Genomic DNA, 21,518 nt, shown 5'->3' on the forward strand with positions numbered 1-21,518 from the left:
GTGACTGATGCAGAAAGACGGATAGCTGCACAACATGACTATGTTCTGGGTATGAAGTACAAGGACATTGCTGAGAAATACGGTGTGTCAATCAACACGGTCAAATCCTGGCGCAAAAGAAATGGTTGGACTCGAAAGGGTGCGCAAAAAGGGGTGCACCCAAAACCAAAAAGGGTGCACCCTAATTCACCATCTGAACAAGCAATTTCAGACTTAAATGACAGTGAGTTGTCGGACAAGCAAAAGGAGTTTGTCCTTGAGTATCTAAGGATTTACAATGCTACGCAAGCGTACATTAATGTGTTTGGTGGAGAGTACAAGACTGCCAATGTATGTGGACCGCAGCTATTAGTAAAACCTAGTATTCAAGAAGAAGTCAAACGCATTCGTGAGGCACGATTGAAAGAGCTATCTATCGAACCGTTCGACCTGATTAAAGACGTAGTCAAAGAGGCTAAGGCTGACATTGGCGACTACATGGAATTCGGTAGTTGGCCAGAAGAGATAAAAGATGAAGAGACAGAACAAACTGTGACTGATGCAGACGGAAAGCCCGTTGTTATCCACCACAGTTTTTTATATTTCAAGGATAAGTCTAAAGTTGACACGTCCGTTATTAAGAAGATAACCAAGGGCAAAGACGGCGCAACCATTGAGCTGTTTGACAAGACTAAGGCACGTGACAAGCTGCTAGAATGGCTCAAGGACGAAGCAACTGATAAGGACACGACAGTCAACATTAATTTTGACATCCCAAAGGAGGACGGCAATGCAAGTAAGTCTTAAACAGAATATATCGCCAGCATTCTATGGACTTTTCTGGGATATTCACAATCGAAAACATGCTAATTATTGGCTTAAGGGAGGACGTGGCTCGACCAAGTCCTCTTTTATTTCGCTGATGATTGTTCTTGGTGTTATGCAAGATAAGGATGCTAACGCTATTGTCCTGCGTAAGGTGGCCAACACTCTGCGGGATTCAGTTTACGAGCAATATTTGTGGGCAATTGACTTGCTGCATGCAGACGAATACTGGCAGTCGTCAGTTAGTCCAATGCAGTTAACATACAGGCCAACGGGTCAGCAAATACGTTTCAAGGGTGCAGATGACCCACGCAAGATTAAGTCGCAGACCTTCAGGCAAGGTTACACGAAGTTCAAGCATTTTGAAGAGGTCACCGAGTTCAAGGGCATGGAAGAAATCCGCTCAATCAACCAATCTCTTGGTCGTGGTGGTTCTGGAATTATTACCTTTTACTCGTACAACCCGCCGGCAAGGCAGTCTAATTGGGTGAACCAAGCAGTCGACAAAGAGCAGATGCGTGACGACACGCTGGTCAATCTCTCAGACTACCGGTCAGTGCCAAAGAGCTGGCTTGGTGTTGAGTTCCTGGCGGATGCCAAACAGTTGCAAAGAGACAACGAGAAGGCCTACCGGCACGAGTACCTAGGCGAGGTCACTGGGACTGGTGCAGAAGTATTCAACAATATCACTACCCGTGAGATTACGCAGGAAGAGATTGCTACCTTTGACAAGGTGTACCACGGTTTGGACTTTGGTTTTGCAAAAGACCCTACAGCATATGTAAAGATTTATTGGGATTCGGCTAGACGCCGAATTTTTATTTTCGATGAGTTTGAAAAGGTGGGCCTGAAGGTGCGTGATGCGGTGGCGATGATTAAAGAGCGTAATCCGCGTAACGAGCCAGTAACTGCTGATTCAGCATCCCCCGATATGATTGCTGAATACGGCGACCAAGGCTTGAACATTTACGGTGCAATCAAGGGGCCAGGTTCAAGAGATCACGGCTATAAGTGGCTAGAAGACCTACGCGAAATTGTGATTGACCCCGTAAGATGCCCTGATGCCTGGAGTGAGTTCACCAGCTACGAGTTCGACATTGACCTGAACGGCAATTACAAGTCGGGCTACCCGGATGGCAATGACCACACGATGGATGCCACCAGGTATGCCCTAGAAAGTTTGATTCGGAGAGGAGGTTTTGTTGAGTGGAATTAGAAGCAATGAAGAAGCTGCTGAAGGATACCGAAGGTCAACGCATGGCGTTCGACAAGAAGTATCAGACCTCGCAGCATTATTACAAGAATGAAAATGACATCACCATAGTTAACAACGGCGAGTCTAAGACCAAGGAAGATGATGAGGGCAAGGCTAAGAAAAATCCGCTGCGGAGAGCTAATAACCGAGTAAGTTCCAACTTCCACCAACTGCTAGTCGACCAAGAAGCTGGCTATCTTGCGACCAAACCACCATCGATTGACGTGGGCGAAGACAGGCTCAACGAGCGGATTAAGGACACGCTGGGTGATAACTTTGCCTTAAGGCTTAATGAGCTGGTCGTGGATGCAGCCAATGCGGGAGTTGCCTGGGTGCACTATTGGATTGATGAAGATGGTCAGTTCCGCTATGCCTTGGTACCGCCTAGTCAGATTGTGCCAATCTATTCGACCGAGCTCAACCGCAAGTTAGTGGCCTTGCGTAGGTCATACTTAGAACTTGACCCTGAGACAGCCAAGAGCTACTGGGTGCACGAATATTGGGACGACCAAGCGTGCTACACCTACAAGTCAAAATGCAGTGACTCAGAATACGCTAACCTGCAAGCGATGGATGACCGTTTCACCATCTACGACATGACGACTAATACGGAGACGGGTCAGTCCAACGTTTACAAGCACAATCTAGGTAGGATACCGTTCATTGCATTCCCGAAGAACAAAGAAATGCAGCCGGACTTGTACAAGTACAAGGGTCTGATTGACATCTATGACAAGGTCTTTAACGGCTATGCCAATGACCTGGATGATATTCAGCAAGTCATTCTAATCCTGAAGAATTACGAAGGTCAGAGCCTAGATGATTTCTTGGAAAAACTCAAAAACAAGAAGGCCATCAAGATTAGGAGCATGGGTGCAGGTGATAACTCGGGCGTAGACCAGTTGACGATTGACATCCCGACCGAGGCCCGCAACTCAATGCTGGAGACGACCAAGACAAACATCTTTGTTCATGCCCAAGGCATCGATCCAACCGACTTCGAGACCAATAACGCCACCGGTACAGCTATCAAGATGTTGTATTCGCACCTGGAACTCAAGGCAGCTAAGACGGAGGCCTACTTCATGGATGCGCTAACCGAGCTCATCCGGGCAATCATGCGCTGGCTGGGCGTGGCAGACGCAGATAGCAGGCGGATTAACCAAACTTGGACCAGGACGGCTATTCAAAACGATGTCGAGCGTGCGCAGGTGGTTAGTCAGCTGGCCAACTGGACGAGCAAAGAAGCCATTGCCAAAGCCAACCCAATCGTTGAGGATTGGCAAGAAGAGCTAGCAGACCAGCAGCAGGACTTGAAGGACCGCAGCGACCAATACGGACAGCCTGACAGTCTAAACGGTGATGATGACGATGGCCAAGCTTAATTATTGGCAGAAGCGCTTCTTACAAGAAAAGGACCAGCAACTAACCAATACAGCCCAGTATGAAGCAGCGATGCGGGCGAGACTAAAGGAGGCCGAGCAGGCACTGGAAAAGGAAGTCGACCACTGGCTCAAGCGGTACGCTGCTAACCAAGAAATTGACGTCAAAGATGCTCGCAGAATTTTAGAAACCATCGGGACACGTGACTGGCACATGACTTTAAAAGAGTTTGAAGCCAAGGCAAAAGCAGGAGGATACGACCAGGAACTGGATGCGGAATACTTTCGCAGTCGTCTATCGAGGCTTGAAAACATCGACGAGCAGCTGACGCAGATAATGGCACAGTATGCAGATGATGAAAGCAATCGCCTGCAGCAAGGTTTGTCGAACCAGTATCAAGACACCTACATGCACACTATCTACAACACGCAAATGCGGAGCGGTCAACTGTCAAGCAATTTTGCTAACGTGAACGAGTACCAGGTGCGGGCAATCGTTAATCGACCATGGCGTGGCAGCAACTTCTCTAAACGGATTTGGCAGAATTACACGGAAGTCTTGCCCAACGAGCTAGGCGATGCCTTGTTACGCGGTACTATTCTAGGTTATTCGCACAATAAGATTTACGACATGATGCGTCAACGCTTGAAAGACGTTGAAGACTATCAACTGCACCGTTTAATCAATACTGAGATGGGCCATGTGGCAGAAGCGGCAACGGCAGACGCTTACAGGGAAGAAGGAATTGAGCAATATCAGTACCTGGCGACGCTGGAGTCACACACCTGCGAGGAGTGCGGCCACCTTGACGGTCAGATCTTTGATTTGAAGGACCGCAAGGACGGCATCAACTATCCCTTGATTCATCCCTACTGCAGATGCACGACGATGCCATACATGGAGGGGTTAACAAATAGCAAAGAACACTGGGCAAGGGACCCTGAAACGGGCAAAGGCTATTATGTTGATGATATGACATTTAACGAGTGGAAGAAGTCTGTTGATTATCAAAGAAAAGCTCAAACAATTCCCAATAATGCTACTAGGTATATAAAAACCGGTAAGTTTGACTGGAATGAACTCAATGCAGAGCAGTATAATAAACATGTAAAGGGAACGCCTGAGTTTGATAATTATGCTAAAGGTCGTAAACGGCCAGTAAGTGAATTGATTATTTCACCTGCTGAAACTCAAGCATTAATTGACAAATATGGCAAGAAACGTGAAAGTACCAGTAAGAATCAAATTTTGTTTAAGCATGAATCATATATTGGTATGTGGTCTGATATAAACGGCAATTTATATCCAACAAAAAAGGGTCGTATTTCTTATCGTAAAAATAAAGGGGCACATATCACGCCAAGAAAGCCAGGTTATTTAAATTAGGAGGTTGAATTATGGATCCACGTAAAATGTCTTTACCAGAAATAATTGCAAACTTCCGTGCAAGAAATGTCACGTTTACATTAAAAGATGGGAGTAAAAAAACTATTTTTGTAGAAGAAATCGAAAATGAAGATGATGATCAGCCTGAAATGATCTTCATGGCTGCGGGTGATAACCCACAAGATATCTGGATTTCCGATGTAGTAAGCGCAGTACCAGCATAGGCAGAGCAATGAGTAATAATGATTATTTCACAATTGCATACAAAATATTGAGCTATCTAAAATATTGCTATGAAAATGGTCAAGATGCAGACCCTGACATACTAAAAGCAGATACCTTTAATATATCCCAAAAGCAATTTGTGCGTACACTACAGATGCTGTTTAAAGATGGTTATATTGAAGGTATTACGTTTTCTCCATTGTTAAGTGGCGGTATACTCTTGGGTAATAGGAGCAGTACGGTTATAACAAGCGATGGATTGCAATATCTTGCAGAAAACTCAATGATGCAGAAAGCATATAGAATTTTTAAGGAAGTCAGGGATTGGCTTCCACTAATCAAATAAATTAAAGCAGCACAACAGCTGCTTTTTATTTTGCCCTGAGCATGGCGTAAAAAGGCTTATTTTTTATACCTTGAATGTGGTCGCCCCACGTAAAAGATCGCGAGAGAGGAAACAAAATGAAAAGAGAAGATTTAAAGAAGTTAGATTTAAACGATGAACAGATTGATAAGATTATGAGCCTGCATGGCGCTGATGTTGAGGCAATGAAGGCTAAGACAGATGAACTGGGCAAGACTAACGAGTCATTGCAAGCTCAGATTAGCGAGCGTGACAAGGACCTACGCAGCTTGAAGAAGCAAGCCAGTGACAACGAAGAGTTATCCGGCAAGTTTCAGGAGCTACAGTCCAAGTACAAGCAGGACACGGAGAACTTGGCTAAGGAGCTAGAGCAGACCAAGCTGAACAGCGCTGTAGATACTGCTTTGACCACTGCCAAAGTTCGCAATCCTAAGGCTGCTAAAGCCTTATTAAACATGGACGAGGTTAAGCTCAATGACAAGGGCGAGCTTGAAGGGCTCAATGACCAAATCAGTTTGTTGCAAAAATCAGATGGCTATCTGTTCGATGAAGGCAGCAAAGAAAACTACCAACCACAAGGTGGCAGCGGTGGAACTGAGCCTAATCCGGCAGAAGTTTTGACAGAAGCATTTAAAGGAGATATTAAATAATGCCAGCAACAATTAATTACGCAGAAGCGTACCAACAAGCAGTACAGGAGGCTTTTTATGAAGGAAACCTCTACACCAGCAACTTATGGAACTCACCCTCAAATGGATTAATTACATTTGATGGTGCAAATCACATTAAGCTACCTAGACTAAACATTTTAGAAGGCCGTAAGGATAGAACTAGACGTGAAATTACTAAGATTGCAGCTAATTACAGCAACGACTGGGATTCTTATGAGCTGAAGAATGAAAGATATTGGAGCACATTGGTTGACCCATCTGATATTGATGAGACTAACCAAGTAGTGTCAATTGCTAACATTACACGGCAATTCAACATCACGCAGAAGATGCCTGAAAAGGACCGCTATATGTTCAGCAAGCTGTTCCAAGAAAAGAACACTAAAGACGGTGGTAAGGGGATTACCAAAGACACCCTTGATGAGAAGAACATCCTGACAGCCTTCGATAACATGATGGTCGATTTCGATGAAGCACGAATTCCTAACCAAAACCGCTTCCTCTATGTGACGCCGAAGATTAATGCGATTCTGAAGCGCGCGGAGGCCATGAACCGGGCACTGTCGCTGAAGGACCCGAACAAGATTGACCGCAGCGTCTACAGCTTGGACGACGTCAACATTATCGTTATCCCGTCAGACTTGATGCAGACAGACTATGACTTCACTGACGGCTCAAAATTAGTTGATTCAGCCAAGCAAATTCAGATGATGCTGATTTACAACGGTGTGCAAGTGGCACCAGAGAAGTACCACTTTGTCGGCTTCGATGCGCCAACGGCAGCATCTAGCGGCAACTATCTCTACTATGAGCAATCGTATGATGACGTATTACTGCTTAACACAAAGACAGCCGGCATTCAGTTCGTAGTGGCAGATAAGCCAAGTGCACCAGCACCTAAAAGCGGGAAGCAGTAATGGATGAAGAACGTAGAAGCAAAATTAAGGATAAGGTCACCCAATTATTGGGTGATGCAATCGATGACAATGTAGTTGACTTCAACGTGGACAGAGTAATCCAGTCGGTGGCCAACTACACCAATATTTCAGTCAAGGAGCTGCCGGCTGAGATTGACACCACAATTGTGGCGATGTGCATCCAGCAAATTCAGACCCACGATTGGCTAAAAGGTGATGCAGTCAACTCAATCAGTGAAGGGGATGTGTCGGTTAGCTATGGCTCGCCTGCTGACCTGTACGTTAAGGTGCAGCAACTGAACCCAGTGACAGATGATTTCTTGAACGAACTGAACCACTTCAGGAGGCTACCAGATGATTGATGCTTTTAACCGGCTGAAAGAAGTGGCTCCCCAGTTGTGGAATGACAAGGTGACCATCTACGGCACTAAGAAGGTAACTAACGACCACCATATAGTCAACAATGAACCCATAGAGCTCGTTAAGGATGAACCGGCTAAGGTTATCCTAAAAGGATTAAAAGCCAGTGAGCAGTCATTCTTTGGCACTGATGAATACGATGCCAAGCTACTTATTAGGACCGGGATTGACATTCCGGCTGGGGCCAAGATCGTGGTGACCGATGTTAATGGCAAGGTAGTCACTTATAAGCGAGCCAGCAAGGGATACTCGGGCTATGTCAGCCATCAGGAAGTGGCGATGGTTAGGGATGAAAAAGCATGAGTGCATTTGGAGATTTTGACGATAAGGAATTGCAAGAGTTTGCTAAGCACGTCAACTCGTTTGTCTCAGGTGGTGAACTCAAGCAAGAGCTAATCAAGTCTACCAAGCAAGTCGGCGAGCAATATAAGCGGAATGCTGAGGAGCTAACACCAGTTGATTCTGGAGACTTGCGCAGGAATTGGCAACTCAAGGGGCCATTCTTTTCAGGTTCCAATATTTCGATTGAAATAAGAAACGGCAAAGAATATGCCTCTTTTGTAGAGTATGGTCACCGGCAGACACCAGGTAGGTATGTGCCAGCAATTGGCAAGCGGCTCAAAGCAAGTTGGGTACCAGGTCAGCACTTTTTGGAGAAGGCAACTAGTGAGACTAATAGCCAAGTGCCACAGCTGCTTACACCAGTTACTCAAGATATCTTGAGGAGGTTGATGGATAGTTGACGATTATCGAACGTATAGCGGATGAACTAGCCAGGATTTTTCCTGATGCGGTCATCTACACTGAAAATCAAACAGGCGGTTTTGAAGAACCGTCTTTTTTTATTGAGAAAATTGGGACAGAAGTGGCCAGGCAGTTCTTCGACCGACAAGCTAGAGGCTACAAGTATCAGGTCATCTACTTTCCTGACCCTGACCATCCCAAGGCAGACATGGAGTGGGTGGAGGACTACCTGCTCAGCGGTCTGTTGGAGCTCAAGGATTATGCACCATTGCGGCACATAGAGATGACCCAGCAAGAAGACAATACCTTGGTCTATCAGTTCGAAGTCTGGGGTCGCTTTTATCCCGATAAGAAAGAAGAATTCAAAATGAATAATCAAGAAGTGAAAGGAAGTTTCAAATGACAGTTTGGAAAACACAAAATAAGCGCCGGCCAGGTGCATATATCAACGTGATTGGTAAGGGCAACGGCAAAGTTAACGCAGAGATTGGTCGAACATTAATGCCGATTAGTTCCCCGTTAAATTGGGGTGCTAAAGGAATTATTAAATTAGACAGTGATGCCAACTTTGAGGCACTGCTAGGGCACGACCTAAGCGACCCGGAGTTGCAGGCAGTACGAGAAGCGCTAAAGGGTGCCAATACGGTGCTATTGCTGAATAACAATGACGGTAGAGCTGCAAGCGTTAATGACGCATCATTGCCGTGGTCCTTTACCGCTCAGTATCCAGGCACCAAGGGTAATGACCTGCATGTCAGTGTGCAGAAGACGGATGACAAGGTGACAGTCTCAACCATTTTTGGAACGAAGATGGTTGACCAGCAAGTAATCCCCGTTGATGAACCAGCCAAGTTTACTGATAACGACTTTATCAAAGTGACGGTTACCAATGACAGTGCGCCTCAACCTTCGCCATCTCCTAAGTCAGATGACGACAAGACTAAGCCAAAACAGTCACCAGTCACTAGGAGCTCGAAGTTAGAGCAATTGCAGAACGATGTGACGGTTGACTTGACTGGTGGTACGACTACAACGGTAAACGTAAGCGACTTGCTTAACGAAGCACTAGAAACTGAGGACTACAACGTGGCCACAACAGCTGGCTTTGTCGTTAATGACCCAATCCACAAGCAACTGGTCGATGAAATTAAACACTTGCGAGAAGACAACGGTATAAAAGTGCGTGGAGTAATTCCGGCTATCAATGACCAAATCAATTACGAAGGCATTTCAGTAGTTGCTAACGGTGTGGTCCTAGGTGATGGCACAGAATTAGATGCTACCGTCGCAACTGCTTACTTTGCTGGTGCGTCAAGTGCAGCTGATGCGGGCAAGTCTTTGACCTATACCGAATACCCAGAAGCAATCAGTGCTTATCCTAAGTTTAGCAATGACAAGACAATTTCAGCTTTAGAAAAGGGGCAGATTGTCTTTACCACGAAGCGCAATGAGACCGTGGTAATTGAGCAAGACATCAATTCCTTGACTAAGTTCTCAGATGAAAAGCCAGTGTTCTTCAGTAAGAATCGGGTAGTGCGGACAATGGACACCATTGTCACTAACACTGAGCGGACCTTTGAAGAGATGTTCATTGGCAAGATTACCAACGACACAACTGGTAGGGATTTATTTAAAGCTAACAGAGTTAGCTATTTGCAAGATTTAAGTGATGCGGGTGTAATTACTGGCTTTGATGCTAGTGATATCACAATCGATTCTGGTGACGACAGGGATGCAATTTTAGTCACACTGGCAATCACGCCGCTTGATTCGATGGAAAAACTGTATATGACTATGACGGTTCAGTAGTAGGAGGTAAATAAATGGCAGACGAAACAGTAAGCACAGTAGGCAGCTTCTTAAACGGTAGAGACACAATCTCTACCAAAGATGCGAAAGTATATATCACGATTAACGGGCAAGTTATTCCGTTAATCGAATGCAAAAAGTTCAGCGCTAAGCTAGAAAAGAACAAGGAAGATGTGCAGACCCTAGGCAGTCGCTGGAAGCATAAGAAGGTTACTTCAGTTGAAGGCACTGGGACATTAGGTGGTTATCTAATTTCTTCAAACTGGACCAAGTATGCCCTGCCTTATGTCAATGGTGGCAAGGACCTATACTTTGAAATCACAATGACAATCAATGATCCAACCAGTAGAGCCGGTTCGCAGACCCTGCACTTTGGTGAAGTCAATTTAGATGATGTGCCATTTGCTGACTTTGAAGCGGATGACGGCGTTATGGAATGGGAATCAGACTTTACTTTTGAGCAAGTAAACTTGGTATCAGCATTCGATGGATTCGATTTATAAAGGAGAAGTAAATAGATGGCTTACAACGTAGAGAGCTTTTTAGCAGAAAACGTCAAAAAGGAAGCAGAAACTAAAGAGATTAAGTTCAAGGGGTTCAAAGATCCCTTCATCATTAAAGCTTTGACAGCAGATGAATTTAACGATTTGCAAAAGCAAGCGACCAAAAGCTACATCAACAAGAAGACCCACCAGCGTGTGCAGGAAACAGACCAGAACAAGTTAGTTGATTTAATGATGGCAGATGCAATCGTACAACCTGACTTAAACAACGAGAAGCTGCAAAAGTCCTGGGGCTGCATTGCGGACCCTGCCGGTGTAGTGAAGAAGATGCTCAATGCAGGTCAATATACCGACTTGGGTCAGGCTATCCAAGAGCTTTCTGGCTTTGATGTCGACAGTATCGACAATTACGTAGAACAGGCAAAAAACTAATTGAAGAGTCCTATGGTGACTTCGGCATCTATCACTATGTGCTGAATGAATATCACTGGACTCCTAATCAATACGTTTCATTGTCAATGCAGGAAAAGGCACTAGTTATTGCTTCTATCCAGATTCGGCAGAAAGAAGAAAAGAAGCAAGAGCGTGAAGCTAAGCGTAAGGCGCGCTCAAAACATATTTAAGGAAAGGAGGATAAATAATGGCAACAATTAGCAGTACGCTTAAGATTAGCGATGCCTTTAGCAACACGCTCAACAAGTTTAATGCTGGTGTTCAACGCAGTGTAGGCTTAGGTAATCGATTAAAAGGTGCAATGAATAGTGGTGGCGGAGGCATGCTGTCGCTTGGCAATAATGCAAGGAGTGCCGGCATTGGTTTAAAGCAAATAATTGCTGGTACTGCCTTTGGAGGCATGATTAGTTCAGCCACAAGTGCAGCATCAGCAGGAATTCGGTCAATGGTTGGTGAACTGAACGAAGCCAGTGTGTCCTGGCAGACCTTTGACGGCAACATGCGTCAATTGGGGCGGTCACCGGCACAAATTGCAGCTGCTAAGGGTGAAATGCAAAAGTTTGCCCAGGACACGATTTACTCAGCATCTGACATGTCGTCAACGTACAGTCAGCTAGCAGCAGTTGGTGTTAAAAACACCACTAAACTGGTTAAAGGTTTCGGTGGATTAGCGGCAGCAGCAACTGACCCTAAGCAAGCGATGAAGACGCTTAGTCAGCAAGCAACGCAAATGGCAGCCAAGCCTACAGTACAATGGCAAGACTTTAAGCTGATGCTTGAACAGACTCCTGCCGGAATGGCTGCGGTGGCCAAGTCGATGAAGATGTCGACCCAGCAGTTGGTTACTAATGTCCAAGACGGTAAAGTCAAGACCCAGGAATTCCTGGACGCAGTAGCCAAAACTGGTACCAATGCTAACTTTAGTAAAATGGCCACCGAATATAAGACGGTTGGTCAAGCTATGGATGGGTTAAAAGAAACCTTAGCCAATGGGTTACAAAAGCAATTCCAAAAGCTAAGTAAAGTTGGTATCGAAGCAATAAGCGGCATTACTGATAGTCTGGGCAATTTGAATTGGAATGCCTTCGGCGATGGCATCATTAACGCTATTAATTATGTCAAACCGATACTTGACAAGTTTAAGTTGGGTTTAATGGATGTCTTTGATGGCTTCAAGAGTTCGGGCGCAGGTAGCGAAATTGGCAAGATGTTTCAAACAATTGCTGATGCGGCTAGCAACCTGACCGATACCATGAGTACCGGAACGGGTGGCACTAGCTTCTTCACCATGATTGGGTCAATCTCAGGCAAATCAATTGCGGGATTGGCCAAGGCAATCAGCGCCATGGCAAGAGTTATTGGCAAGCTCGATCCAAGCAGTCTAAAAGAGCTTGGTGCAGCATTTCTTATCCTTAAAACAGGCACCAAAGGATTGATTTTCACCGCCGTTGTTGCAGGGCTTAACAAGTTAAGTGAGCTAAAACCAGGAACCTTGAACAATCTTGCAGGAGCAATAAAAAATCTAGCTATTGCATTTGCTGTGCTCAAAGTGATTGGCACAATTGGCAAGGGATTATCAAGTGTCTTTGGCTTTTTCAAAAAATTAAAAAGCATGAAAACGCCTAAAGTACCAACACCTGAAGTACCTAAGACAGGTGGTATTCTTCAAAGTGCAGGAGCATTTATGAAACTCGGTGCAGCCTTAATGGCAGTAGGTGTTGCAGTCGTGCTAGTTGCTAGTGGCTTCTGGATACTAGCCCAGGCCGCAACGTCACTAGCAAATGGTGGCGGTGCAGCCATTGCTGTCTTCTTTGGAATGATTGTGGCAATTGGTGCTCTAGCAGTTGTTGTTAAGCTACTTGGTGCAGCCTTTATTGATGGAGCGGCAGGATTTCTAGTGTTTGGAGTAGCACTCTTAATAATTGGAGCGGCTATCTTTATTGCGACCGCTGGTTTAGCACTACTAGGGATGCAGCTGCCCAATATAGCTAATTATGGGGCTCAAGCAGCGCTGAATATTCTCTTGCTTGCTGGAGCCATTGCGGTGTTTGGCATTGCAGCGATTGTTGGTGCCGTCGGAGTAATTGGTCTAGCGCTGGCAATTGTAGTTTTAGGCGTTGCAATGATAGTTGGCGCAGTTGGTGCAGCACTGTTGGGTGCAGGACTACTGATCTTGGGTATCTTTGCAATTGTAGCAGCCGTCGGGGTGATGCTACTGAGTGTGGGAGTGGCCTTACTAGCTGCCTTCTCACTGGTGGCAGCCGTCGGTCTAATACTAATGGGCGTTGGAATTGCCCTAGTTGCGGCAGTTGCAATGATTGCAGCTGTTGGAATGCTGCTCTTTGCTGTAGCTTTAGCGATGGCCACGCCACTTATTCTGGTGGCAGCAGTTGGTGTTTTACTCTTGGGCGTAGCAGCCATTATCTTAGGTGCTGGACTAATGGTGGTTGGTGCTGCTTTGATGATGGTTGCTGCTGGTATGGTAGCAGCCGGTGCAGCTGCAATGATGATGGTGGCCATGTTCATTATGGCAGGCACAATGCTAGTTGCAGCTATCACAGGAGCTATGCAGAATGTGGTTAGCGCGGTACGTAACGGTGTGCAGAACGCGGTTAATGCAGCCAAAAGTTTTGGCAGCGCATTGGTAAGCGTTGGTAAAGACCTAATTCAAGGCCTTATCAACGGTATTACGTCAATGATCGGTTCAGCTGTTCGTGCTGTCAGCAATGTTGCCGGCAAAGTAGTCGGTGCAGCTAAGAGTTTCTTCCACATTGGCTCACCATCTAAATTGTTCAATCAATATGGTCGCTGGCTAGACCAGGGCCTGGCGATTGGCCTTAACCATGACGCAGATGTAGCTGCTAACGCTTCAGCAAGTATGGCTGCAGGTGTAGTTGCAGCTGCGTCAGATATGACGCCAACGCTTAATCCATTAGCAATTAGCAAGTCTAATGCTGGTGACATGCTGGCTAACGGGTTTAATCGGGCCTATGATGCAATCACCCAGGTTGGCGGTGCGTTAAGCAGCCTTAATGGTGCCAATGCAGGCATTGGCATTGATGAAACCGATCAGATTGACACATCATACAGCGGCGATGACGGTAGATCTAATAGTCTGCTTGGCTCCAAGTTTGGCGGCTTCGGCAGCAAGTCTGAGGACCACAGCGCTACTGTGACAATCGAGAGTGGAGCAATTCAGATAAACAGTACAGGTAACGCTGACTATGATGCTGATGCTCTGCTTTCCGCAATTGAAAACAAAATTATCTCTAAAAGAGAAAAATCATTAAGTTAGAGGGTGATATTAATGGACGGTTTCGGTATATTCTTGACAAATTATAAGAATAATAAGACTGTCCAATTGCCGGTCAACCCGGCTGAGTTAAAGCTTAAGTACGAGGGCGATGACAAGAGTCAGACCGTCGTTAACTTGGGCGAAGTCAACCAGCTGGGTGACCTTAAATTGGTCGAACTGACAATTGACAGTACTTTTCCACTTAACAAGACAACTTACACGGTTGTAGACAGCCCTAAAGATCCAGACTACTACATTAAATTTCTTAAGAAGATTCAAAAGTCTAAGGGTCACATTCAAGTAGTGGTAGCTAATACCAAAATTAGCATGCCCATGACTATTTCTTCTTTTGAATACGGGTTTGAGGATGGTTATGACGAAGAATACAAGTACACACTAACACTGAAGCAGTATCGTAAGTATTCGGTTAAGAAAGTGGCCAAGAAAAAGTCAAAGAAGAAAAGGCATAAGTCGAAGAAGGGCAAGAGCAGGATTTCACCACCAAAGAAGTTTGGCGTTGGCTCTAGCGTAATCGTTAATGGCCGACTGCACATGGATGCCACTGGTAGAGGACCTGGAGCATATGAGAAGAATGCTAAGCGCAACGTGATTAATATTGCTACTGGCAATAAATATCCGATCTGTGTTGGCGTAAATGGTGCGGCACGAGGCTGGGTTAAGAAAAGCGAAGTGAAGAAAGCATGACGGCGACAACGTTTAAACTCAAAAGACGAAGCAACCTTTATCGGAAGTCGAAGAAGAACGGGAAAGGAACCACCTATGACCTGCGAGAAGTTGCAGGCAACATCAAGTGGACCACTGACCTGAACTTCTCAGCAGGTGAGTTGACCTTTGACTTGTACCAAGATGCGCATCCAATTATCCCTTATAAGGGGGACATTATTACCTTCAGGTGGGATCACCACAAGATTTTTTACGGCTATGTGTTCAAGTACGAAGTCAAAGATGACAATTCAATCAGCGTGACATGCTATGACAAGTTACGTTATTTGAAGAACCAGGACTCAATTGTCTGGAAGTCGGGCACTATTGCAGCGCGTTTTACCAACGTCTGCAAGCGGGCTGGTGTTAAACATAAGGTGGTCAATACGCCTAGGCACAAGGTGGCAGCAGAGGTCTGCGATGGCAAGAGCTACTTTGACATGCTCAAGAGCGCCATCACAAAGACTTTGAGTGCTACCAAGCACATGTACTACTTGTACGCTAACTACGACGTAGTGGAGCTACGACGGGCCCCATACAAGAAGCTGAAAATCATCATAGGCAGTAAGTCGGCAATGACCGGCTTTTCTTATGCCGTCGATATTAACAATGCAGCAAACGTGGTCAAAGTTATTCAGAAGGACACCAAGAAGTCTCAATCGAAGTCAGCAACTGCCAAGCAGGACGACCCCAAGCGAACCAGTTTCAAGTCAACCAGTGCCAAGGGTAAGTCTACAGAGCAGTGGGGCAAGTTGCAGGTGACCGTCAACAAGAAGAACAAGGCTAACCATGCTCAGATGGTCAAGCAGGCTAAGGATGAATTGCGCAAGAAGAATAAGGCTAACAAGGAGTTGTCAATTGATTGCTTGGGTAATGTTAACTTAGTCGCTGGTAATGCAGCCACAATTAAGATTACGGACATTGGCAAGACTTTAAAGAATTGCCCAATCTTGAAAGCAGAACACAACTTTGGCACAGACTATACGTGCAAACTAACAATGAAAGTAGGTGCAGCATGGCTGGCGAACTCTTAATGCAGCTGCTACAAGAGCGTGGCGGTAAAGATAGCGAATATACGGATGTTGTTTACGGTCTGGTTACATCGGTTAAACCGCTCAAGGTGCAACTGTCTAACAGTATGGTAATTGATGATAACTTCATTGTCCTAGGCAAGCACATTGGCAAATTCAAGCTGCCTGGTAAAGCAACTATTGAAGTCCAAACCCACAGTGACCAAATCGGCAACGTGTCAGGTAATCGGCCGACAGTGAAGGAGAGGATTACCTTCAAGGAGATGGAATTCGATAACAGCCTACAAAAAGGTGACAAGGTCACCTTAATTCGCATGGACGGTGGTCAACAATTCTATTTGTTTGAACGAGAGGAGGGCTAGCATGGACGATGAAGATATTATTGTTATTGAAGACGAAGACGGCCAAGCAGATGATGCCGAGTTGGAAGATGATGTCGACACTGATGAAGACGATGACGAAACTTTGGAAGATGAGCCGACGCTAACCTTCAAGGTTGAGAATGGTCGCATTCGGGGAAAGGTAGATGAAAAGGCGGCAATGGTACAGGCAGTCGACAAGCTACTGGCAACTGAGCGTCTAGTCTATCCTATCTACTCGGACCAATACGGTAGCGATATTAATGACTTGATTGGTAAGGATATGGCCTATGCCAAGGTTGAAGTTGAAAGAATGCTGAAAGAAGCACTGCTGGCAGATGACCGAGTGACTGATGTGCAAATTGAAACAATTGAGCAGGCAAGCAGTGACACATTAACCGTTAACGGCACTTGTGTGACGGTCTATGGAAATATAGCAATAGATAGTGAGGTGACAATTGATGAATCCAGATGAGTACGCGGCTGAATATACCAGCAGGGACTACCAATATTGGTTAGACGAGATGCTCGACAATGTGCCCGATGATATTGACCAACGTGAGGGGTCAATTATCTATGATGCCCTAGCACCAGCTGCAATGGTCATGGCCCAGCAATCGCTGACCATGGCTAACATCATTCGGCAATCTTATATCAAGACGGCCCAGGGCGAGTTCTTGGACTATCGGGCAACAGAACACGGCACGGAGCGCTATGCAGCCACGCACACGGAGGTCAAGGCTAAGTTCTTGAACTCAGACAGCAATCCGATTGATAACGTAAGAATAGGCGATAAATTTGCCAGCATTGGCGAAACGCCTATTTTTTGTACAGTACAGAAAATCAATGATGACTTGACAGGAGAATTGACTGCAGATGAAGCAGGAACAGCGGCTAACTCGTACATTGATCAAATCTTACCCGTTACAGCCAACGACTCGTTATCTTGGGCAGAGATTACCGAGATTGAAGTGCCAGCCAGGGATGCAGAAACCGATGACCACCTTCGAGAACGGCTATTGCGCTCAGACGACTGGATTGCCTATGGTGGCAATGTTACGGACTATCTAAGCATGATTAGCGAAGTTGGATCAGCGCAGGTCTATCCGGTCTGGAACGGACCAGGTACGGTAAAGTTGGTAGTAGTGGACAACAATTTAATGCCGGCAAGCAAGACTTTGGTCGATAAAGTTAAGAACATCATTGACCCTGTTGCCAGCGAGACGCAAGGATATGGTCTAGCTCCAATCGACCACCAGGTCACAGTCATGGCTCCTACACCGTTAACGATTGATATTTCTACATCAGTTAGTATTGATCGCAATCATGGTGTTGATACGGTTAAGGAAAAGATTAAGACAGCGGTTGAAACTTACTTTAAGATACTGCGACAGAGCTGGGCAGTGGTTGACCCTAAAGTGGGTCGTGGCTATGCCCAAACAGTTTACCGGTCCAAAATCCTGTCTCAGATTATGCAGACCGAAGGAGTAGTCAATGCGACTATTCCGACCCTTAATGGTCAGGATAAAGACATTGAACTTGTTTACAATAATCAGGTTTCACAACTTCCGGTACTAGGCGAGGTGACTTTCAATGGCTGATTTGATGAATTACTTGCCAGACTACTATGATGGTGTCTATGAAATGGAAGCCATTATGCAAGTTCAAGGCGGCGTGCTAGATGAGCTGGCTACCAAGCAGATGCGAATATTGCTTAACCTTTTTGTTACGCAAACAGACGCTACAGGTATTGCAGTCTATGAAGACCAGGTCGGCATTAAACCAGAACCGGGTGACAGTTTGGAAGAGCGGCAGAACAAGGTGCTAATGCGCTTGTTACCGCCTCGTCCAATCACAATTAGGTATCTGCGAGAGTTGTTTCAGACTTTAAAGATACCAGTGACGGTAAGCGTTGATTACGCAAAACGGAATGCAATTGTTGAGGCTAAGGGTACAGAAGTTGGCGCCAAGCAGATTGACTCGATCAGGTACATTTTGAATGTCTATCTGCCAGCCAACATGATTTATGAGATTAAGATTGCTCTCAAAGATGTTCAAGTGACCAATAACCTCTATGTTGGCATTGGAATATTGACCAGTGCGGATGTGGAGGTGCCTGCTAATGTATCACAATTTAAGAATTAAGGAAGTGATTGAATTTGTCAAAATACAATAAAACGGTGCTAACTAATGCCGGATTAGAGTTAGCTACCAAGGCCAACAAGGGTCAGGCGAAATTCGCTATCACCAAGTCCGCTGCCTCCACTGAGAAGCTTTCAGACAAGAGTATTGCCGAACTGCAACAATTGACCGAGTTACCAAGTGTAATGCAGTTCGGCGAGATTAGGGATGTTGCAGAATTAGTACAGGATAAGAGCATCGTGATAGGGGTCGGCTTGGTCTTCAACAACAAAGATTTGTCTACCAGCTACAATTTGAACACGATTGGTTTGTATGCTAAAGAAGAAGGCAGTGATAAAGAGATACTTTATGCGATTACTACTGCTGCTGAGCCGGAGAAGATGCCCGATTATAAGGATAAGGTGCTGTTTAACTTCCAGCTGACAATGTATGTAGTGGTTGGTCAAACGGATAACGTGTCTGTCAATGTAGTTGAAGATGGTGTAGTGACTAAGGATGAACTAGATAGAGTTATTAAAGCTCTACCCTTGAAGCAGGATATCCAGAAGCTTAGCGATAAGATTGACAGCAGCATCAGCAATCTTTACGACAAAGTGAAGAATGAATCGAAGTCGCTTGAGGTGCTTAATAGTCCCACTGGGAACAATATCTATGATACAACCATCAACTTGGACACTTACTCAACGGTGGGTATCACGAAGTTCTTGAATTGTAAATTGCAGTCTGCCGGACAATTGCCTGGATTTGACCAGAGCACCGATAAGCTTTATGGTTGGATTTTTAACATTCCGAAGTGGAATGGCGCCACTGAATATCAGCAGATTGTCTACATTTGTGACTATGGCAATGGTACTCTGACCTACGTCAGAAGCCGGGCTGACAAGAGCGGCAAAAAAGTCGATTTTGAGAAGCTAGCCACCGATAAGAATTTGACTGCTCTAGAGACCAAACTTTTAGCTGCGCTTGCTGACTTAATCACTATCACGCCAAGTGGAGCTAAGCAAGTTTTGTCTAATCAAACAATCAACCCAAATAATATCGTTGATAGTGGAGTTTATCGAATTTCTTCTTGCAAAATTGATGCTAAATCCAGCAATTACACTTTCCCAGGAAACTTCTGGGGGTGGCTTATTAATTTAAACTTCGATGACACTTCGAATAGCAATGCGGTTTACCAGATTTTGATAGTAAACGGAAAGCTGTACTACAGAGAGATGTCGGTCAAATCCAGCGATTATCCAATCTTTGGGACTTTTTCGTTCCTTGACGATATTCAGAAATTAAGCGATAAGTACGACCCTAAGTTTGTTGATTTAACCAATAAAATCGGAGACCAGAAGCAGGTCAATGATACGCAGGACACTAAGCTTGTCGATTTAACCAAACGGATGGAAGCACAGGAGAATAAAGAATATATCCACGCGGCTGCCGATTACGACACTGGTTTAGCTTACTCAAAAGCTCACCCTGAAGTAATTGTGGCTACACCTTAGGAGGTTGATATGTTAATTAACGGCAAAGAAATTAATAACCTGATTTTGAATGGCGAGACCTTTACCAAAAGTAATCACATTGGCAAGATTGGTGCCGCTTATGGAGATGCTAAAGCAACCGATAACCAAACGGGCAAGATAGTTAGCTACTTTTGGTGTTTGCACGTGATGGGTACTGAATTTAACCCAACAAGTACATGGGATTTCACGACTGCCATTAAGAACGGCACAAAATTTCAAGTTATTGGTCAAACAGACAATGATTATATTTTGGTAAGGTTGCTTGAAAGCAGTGTAATTAATTTTAATTCTGGTAATGTCTTTTCTGGTACTCAAGGAGACTTGTACTGGATTTCAAAAAATGGCTTAAATTCGGTAAGCAATAAAATCGTGTTTGATTAAGGAGAAAAAATGACAGAAAAAGAAAACAATGGATATAGACAAGTTTATCTATCTAATAATAAGGTCGACTGCGAGGTCTGGTTTGCGCCTAAAGATGCGCAGATAGCTTGGCCATTCGTGCCTGAGGCACCAGACTCTAGTATCAAGTCGCCTAAGTATGACTGGGACAACTATCGCTGGTGTGAAAGCGATGAAACTGCTCAAGGCAAGAAACTTGCCGAGGCTGAGAAAGCTATCGATAGTTTGACCAAGGCGGTGACTACAAGCCAGGCTAGTCAAGAAGCAATTAACCAGCAGCTTGGGTCACTTGTTACTCTGGTATCAACGGCAGTTGCATCGGGTTCTGATAAAGGAGGTAAAAAGTAATGGATGCCTCAAAAATTATTGAATCGCTTTATAAGTATCTGCTTGAAGTTGGTGTGTATACCAAGGAGACTGTAGCAGGATTTGTCGGCCTCACTATCGATAGGGAAGCCTACAAAAGGATTACGGGTGATGCGTATGCTGAGAAAGCTGATTAACAATATTAACTACAATTTCGACCAAGCCCTGGCTAGCGTATCAATCGTGGCAATAGGCGCCTCCCTTTTGTATGACAGAAATTACTTTTCTTGGCCGCCTGAACTGCGTTTTTTCATGAACGCAGAATGGCTGGATGTGATCATTTTAGTATTTGGGTTTGGATTATTGTGGTGCTCATTGAACGACAATAAGCACAAAGCGGTGCAGCAAATATTATTGATTGTATGCAGTACGATAATGATTGTCTTAGCAGTTACACAGATTTGCCATGCTGCTTTTGCCGGTCAGTTGCAAATGGGACATACGGTTATTGGCGATGTGGTAATTATTGCATTGTTATGGAAGGCAGCACTAGAAAGTTAGGAGAGTGATCACTTGCATGACTTAGTAAGCGATATACAAGTGATTGCAGCAGCACTAGGCGCATTAGCAACGGCGTGGGCTGTTTTTCACAAGTCAAACCGCGATAGCTACGCCAATATCATTGATGTGCTTAAAGAGGAAAGAGATGGCTTTCGCAAGGACTACCATCAAGAACATGAGCAACGTTTAAAGGCTGAAGCAGAAGTAGAAAAGTTGAAACAAAAAATAGACAAATTAAAAGAACACTAATCAAT

At 44.9% G+C, this 21,518-nt stretch carries 29 protein-coding genes; all 29 read left to right on the plus strand.

Going from position 1 to position 21,518, the window contains the following annotated elements:
• Positions 1–786 (plus strand): terminase small subunit, encoded by a 786-nt coding sequence (locus AC2JF7_RS04735; protein WP_500727548.1) that lies wholly within the window; start codon positions 1–3, stop codon positions 784–786.
• Positions 770–2,020, plus strand: a complete 1,251-nt coding sequence (locus tag AC2JF7_RS04740; protein ID WP_500727549.1) for a PBSX family phage terminase large subunit — start codon at positions 770–772, stop codon at positions 2,018–2,020. The genes AC2JF7_RS04735 and AC2JF7_RS04740 overlap by 17 nt, the downstream gene beginning before the upstream one ends.
• Positions 2,011–3,444, plus strand: coding sequence for a phage portal protein (locus tag AC2JF7_RS04745; RefSeq protein ID WP_500727550.1), 1,434 nt, complete (start codon positions 2,011–2,013; stop codon positions 3,442–3,444). Before AC2JF7_RS04740 ends, AC2JF7_RS04745 begins: the two co-directional genes overlap by 10 nt.
• Positions 3,431–4,828, plus strand: coding sequence for a minor capsid protein (locus AC2JF7_RS04750; protein ID WP_500727551.1), 1,398 nt, complete (start codon positions 3,431–3,433; stop codon positions 4,826–4,828). The genes AC2JF7_RS04745 and AC2JF7_RS04750 overlap by 14 nt, the downstream gene beginning before the upstream one ends.
• An 11-nt stretch (positions 4,829–4,839) precedes the next feature.
• Complete coding sequence (locus tag AC2JF7_RS04755) at positions 4,840–5,052, plus strand: hypothetical protein (protein WP_500727552.1); 213 nt, start codon at positions 4,840–4,842, stop codon at positions 5,050–5,052.
• A gap of 8 nt (positions 5,053–5,060) precedes the next feature.
• Entirely contained in the window at positions 5,061–5,399 is a 339-nt protein-coding gene (locus AC2JF7_RS04760) for a YjcQ family protein (RefSeq protein ID WP_500727553.1), read from the plus strand.
• 116 nt (positions 5,400–5,515) lie between these two features.
• On the plus strand, positions 5,516–6,067 hold the full coding sequence (locus AC2JF7_RS04765; protein ID WP_500727554.1) for a phage scaffolding protein: 552 nt from the start codon (positions 5,516–5,518) through the stop codon (positions 6,065–6,067).
• The gene (locus AC2JF7_RS04770; RefSeq protein WP_500727555.1) at positions 6,067–7,005 is read left to right on the plus strand and encodes a capsid protein; all 939 of its coding nucleotides are present in this window, start codon (positions 6,067–6,069) and stop codon (positions 7,003–7,005) included. Before AC2JF7_RS04765 ends, AC2JF7_RS04770 begins: the two co-directional genes overlap by 1 nt.
• Entirely contained in the window at positions 7,005–7,367 is a 363-nt protein-coding gene (locus tag AC2JF7_RS04775; protein WP_500727556.1) for a head-tail connector protein, read from the plus strand. Before AC2JF7_RS04770 ends, AC2JF7_RS04775 begins: the two co-directional genes overlap by 1 nt.
• Positions 7,363–7,728, plus strand: a complete 366-nt coding sequence (locus AC2JF7_RS04780) for a hypothetical protein (protein WP_500727608.1) — start codon at positions 7,363–7,365, stop codon at positions 7,726–7,728. Before AC2JF7_RS04775 ends, AC2JF7_RS04780 begins: the two co-directional genes overlap by 5 nt.
• Positions 7,725–8,168 (plus strand): HK97 gp10 family phage protein, encoded by a 444-nt coding sequence (locus tag AC2JF7_RS04785; RefSeq protein WP_500727557.1) that lies wholly within the window; start codon positions 7,725–7,727, stop codon positions 8,166–8,168. The genes AC2JF7_RS04780 and AC2JF7_RS04785 overlap by 4 nt, the downstream gene beginning before the upstream one ends.
• Positions 8,165–8,572, plus strand: a complete 408-nt coding sequence (locus AC2JF7_RS04790) for a phage tail terminator family protein (RefSeq protein WP_500727558.1) — start codon at positions 8,165–8,167, stop codon at positions 8,570–8,572. The genes AC2JF7_RS04785 and AC2JF7_RS04790 overlap by 4 nt, the downstream gene beginning before the upstream one ends.
• The gene (locus AC2JF7_RS04795) at positions 8,569–9,978 is read left to right on the plus strand and encodes a phage tail sheath C-terminal domain-containing protein (protein WP_500727559.1); all 1,410 of its coding nucleotides are present in this window, start codon (positions 8,569–8,571) and stop codon (positions 9,976–9,978) included. The genes AC2JF7_RS04790 and AC2JF7_RS04795 overlap by 4 nt, the downstream gene beginning before the upstream one ends.
• A 14-nt stretch (positions 9,979–9,992) precedes the next feature.
• Positions 9,993–10,481, plus strand: a complete 489-nt coding sequence (locus tag AC2JF7_RS04800) for a phage tail tube protein (protein WP_500727560.1) — start codon at positions 9,993–9,995, stop codon at positions 10,479–10,481.
• A gap of 15 nt (positions 10,482–10,496) precedes the next feature.
• On the plus strand, positions 10,497–10,913 hold the full coding sequence (locus AC2JF7_RS04805) for a phage tail assembly chaperone (protein ID WP_500727561.1): 417 nt from the start codon (positions 10,497–10,499) through the stop codon (positions 10,911–10,913).
• 38 nt (positions 10,914–10,951) lie between these two features.
• The gene (locus tag AC2JF7_RS04810; RefSeq protein ID WP_500727562.1) at positions 10,952–11,104 is read left to right on the plus strand and encodes a hypothetical protein; all 153 of its coding nucleotides are present in this window, start codon (positions 10,952–10,954) and stop codon (positions 11,102–11,104) included.
• A gap of 17 nt (positions 11,105–11,121) precedes the next feature.
• Complete coding sequence (locus tag AC2JF7_RS04815) at positions 11,122–14,229, plus strand: tape measure protein (RefSeq protein ID WP_500727563.1); 3,108 nt, start codon at positions 11,122–11,124, stop codon at positions 14,227–14,229.
• Positions 14,230–14,241: 12 nt separating this feature from the next.
• Positions 14,242–14,934 carry a hypothetical protein gene (locus tag AC2JF7_RS04820; protein ID WP_500727564.1) on the plus strand — a complete coding sequence of 231 codons (693 nt, stop codon included), beginning with the start codon at positions 14,242–14,244 and terminating at the stop codon, positions 14,932–14,934.
• Entirely contained in the window at positions 14,931–15,986 is a 1,056-nt protein-coding gene (locus AC2JF7_RS04825) for an XkdQ/YqbQ family protein (RefSeq protein ID WP_500727565.1), read from the plus strand. The genes AC2JF7_RS04820 and AC2JF7_RS04825 overlap by 4 nt, the downstream gene beginning before the upstream one ends.
• Positions 15,968–16,345 (plus strand): DUF2577 domain-containing protein, encoded by a 378-nt coding sequence (locus AC2JF7_RS04830; protein WP_500727566.1) that lies wholly within the window; start codon positions 15,968–15,970, stop codon positions 16,343–16,345. The genes AC2JF7_RS04825 and AC2JF7_RS04830 overlap by 19 nt, the downstream gene beginning before the upstream one ends.
• A 1-nt stretch (position 16,346) precedes the next feature.
• Positions 16,347–16,817 (plus strand): DUF2634 domain-containing protein, encoded by a 471-nt coding sequence (locus AC2JF7_RS04835; RefSeq protein WP_500727567.1) that lies wholly within the window; start codon positions 16,347–16,349, stop codon positions 16,815–16,817.
• Positions 16,804–17,943 (plus strand): baseplate J/gp47 family protein, encoded by a 1,140-nt coding sequence (locus AC2JF7_RS04840; RefSeq protein ID WP_500727568.1) that lies wholly within the window; start codon positions 16,804–16,806, stop codon positions 17,941–17,943. The genes AC2JF7_RS04835 and AC2JF7_RS04840 overlap by 14 nt, the downstream gene beginning before the upstream one ends.
• Complete coding sequence (locus AC2JF7_RS04845) at positions 17,936–18,487, plus strand: putative phage tail protein (protein WP_500727569.1); 552 nt, start codon at positions 17,936–17,938, stop codon at positions 18,485–18,487. Before AC2JF7_RS04840 ends, AC2JF7_RS04845 begins: the two co-directional genes overlap by 8 nt.
• A gap of 14 nt (positions 18,488–18,501) precedes the next feature.
• Positions 18,502–19,977 (plus strand): pyocin knob domain-containing protein, encoded by a 1,476-nt coding sequence (locus AC2JF7_RS04850; RefSeq protein WP_500727570.1) that lies wholly within the window; start codon positions 18,502–18,504, stop codon positions 19,975–19,977.
• Positions 19,978–19,986: 9 nt separating this feature from the next.
• Entirely contained in the window at positions 19,987–20,379 is a 393-nt protein-coding gene (locus AC2JF7_RS04855; protein WP_500727571.1) for a hypothetical protein, read from the plus strand.
• Between the two features lie 9 nt (positions 20,380–20,388).
• Entirely contained in the window at positions 20,389–20,745 is a 357-nt protein-coding gene (locus tag AC2JF7_RS04860; RefSeq protein ID WP_500727572.1) for a hypothetical protein, read from the plus strand.
• Positions 20,745–20,900: an XkdX family protein gene (locus AC2JF7_RS04865; RefSeq protein WP_500727573.1), complete on the plus strand. Its 156-nt coding sequence runs from the start codon at positions 20,745–20,747 to the stop codon at positions 20,898–20,900. Before AC2JF7_RS04860 ends, AC2JF7_RS04865 begins: the two co-directional genes overlap by 1 nt.
• Entirely contained in the window at positions 20,881–21,264 is a 384-nt protein-coding gene (locus tag AC2JF7_RS04870; protein WP_500727574.1) for a hypothetical protein, read from the plus strand. The genes AC2JF7_RS04865 and AC2JF7_RS04870 overlap by 20 nt, the downstream gene beginning before the upstream one ends.
• Positions 21,265–21,276: 12 nt before the next feature.
• Positions 21,277–21,513 carry a hypothetical protein gene (locus tag AC2JF7_RS04875; protein ID WP_500727575.1) on the plus strand — a complete coding sequence of 79 codons (237 nt, stop codon included), beginning with the start codon at positions 21,277–21,279 and terminating at the stop codon, positions 21,511–21,513.
• Positions 21,514–21,518 lie beyond the last annotated feature (5 nt).

This window comes from Lactobacillus sp. XV31L (assembly GCF_059900865.1).

What these genes read in the sequence shown, in the direction of transcription:
- AC2JF7_RS04825 (WP_500727565.1), top strand. Translation starts at nt 14,931, where the DNA reads ATGACGGCGACAACGTTTAAACTCAAAAGACGAAGCAACCTTTATCGG.
- AC2JF7_RS04845 (WP_500727569.1), top strand. Translation starts at nt 17,936, where the DNA reads ATGGCTGATTTGATGAATTACTTGCCAGACTACTATGATGGTGTCTAT.
- AC2JF7_RS04795 (WP_500727559.1), top strand. Translation starts at nt 8,569, where the DNA reads ATGACAGTTTGGAAAACACAAAATAAGCGCCGGCCAGGTGCATATATC.
- AC2JF7_RS04835 (WP_500727567.1), top strand. Translation starts at nt 16,347, where the DNA reads ATGGACGATGAAGATATTATTGTTATTGAAGACGAAGACGGCCAAGCA.
- AC2JF7_RS04860 (WP_500727572.1), top strand. Translation starts at nt 20,389, where the DNA reads ATGACAGAAAAAGAAAACAATGGATATAGACAAGTTTATCTATCTAAT.
- AC2JF7_RS04805 (WP_500727561.1), top strand. Translation starts at nt 10,497, where the DNA reads ATGGCTTACAACGTAGAGAGCTTTTTAGCAGAAAACGTCAAAAAGGAA.
- AC2JF7_RS04775 (WP_500727556.1), top strand. Translation starts at nt 7,005, where the DNA reads ATGGATGAAGAACGTAGAAGCAAAATTAAGGATAAGGTCACCCAATTA.
- AC2JF7_RS04870 (WP_500727574.1), top strand. Translation starts at nt 20,881, where the DNA reads ATGCTGAGAAAGCTGATTAACAATATTAACTACAATTTCGACCAAGCC.
- AC2JF7_RS04755 (WP_500727552.1), top strand. Translation starts at nt 4,840, where the DNA reads ATGGATCCACGTAAAATGTCTTTACCAGAAATAATTGCAAACTTCCGT.
- AC2JF7_RS04820 (WP_500727564.1), top strand. Translation starts at nt 14,242, where the DNA reads ATGGACGGTTTCGGTATATTCTTGACAAATTATAAGAATAATAAGACT.
- AC2JF7_RS04800 (WP_500727560.1), top strand. Translation starts at nt 9,993, where the DNA reads ATGGCAGACGAAACAGTAAGCACAGTAGGCAGCTTCTTAAACGGTAGA.
- AC2JF7_RS04830 (WP_500727566.1), top strand. Translation starts at nt 15,968, where the DNA reads ATGGCTGGCGAACTCTTAATGCAGCTGCTACAAGAGCGTGGCGGTAAA.
- AC2JF7_RS04785 (WP_500727557.1), top strand. Translation starts at nt 7,725, where the DNA reads ATGAGTGCATTTGGAGATTTTGACGATAAGGAATTGCAAGAGTTTGCT.
- AC2JF7_RS04740 (WP_500727549.1), top strand. Translation starts at nt 770, where the DNA reads ATGCAAGTAAGTCTTAAACAGAATATATCGCCAGCATTCTATGGACTT.
- AC2JF7_RS04765 (WP_500727554.1), top strand. Translation starts at nt 5,516, where the DNA reads ATGAAAAGAGAAGATTTAAAGAAGTTAGATTTAAACGATGAACAGATT.
- AC2JF7_RS04840 (WP_500727568.1), top strand. Translation starts at nt 16,804, where the DNA reads ATGAATCCAGATGAGTACGCGGCTGAATATACCAGCAGGGACTACCAA.
- AC2JF7_RS04855 (WP_500727571.1), top strand. Translation starts at nt 19,987, where the DNA reads ATGTTAATTAACGGCAAAGAAATTAATAACCTGATTTTGAATGGCGAG.
- AC2JF7_RS04750 (WP_500727551.1), top strand. Translation starts at nt 3,431, where the DNA reads ATGGCCAAGCTTAATTATTGGCAGAAGCGCTTCTTACAAGAAAAGGAC.
- AC2JF7_RS04770 (WP_500727555.1), top strand. Translation starts at nt 6,067, where the DNA reads ATGCCAGCAACAATTAATTACGCAGAAGCGTACCAACAAGCAGTACAG.
- AC2JF7_RS04865 (WP_500727573.1), top strand. Translation starts at nt 20,745, where the DNA reads ATGGATGCCTCAAAAATTATTGAATCGCTTTATAAGTATCTGCTTGAA.
- AC2JF7_RS04760 (WP_500727553.1), top strand. Translation starts at nt 5,061, where the DNA reads ATGAGTAATAATGATTATTTCACAATTGCATACAAAATATTGAGCTAT.
- AC2JF7_RS04815 (WP_500727563.1), top strand. Translation starts at nt 11,122, where the DNA reads ATGGCAACAATTAGCAGTACGCTTAAGATTAGCGATGCCTTTAGCAAC.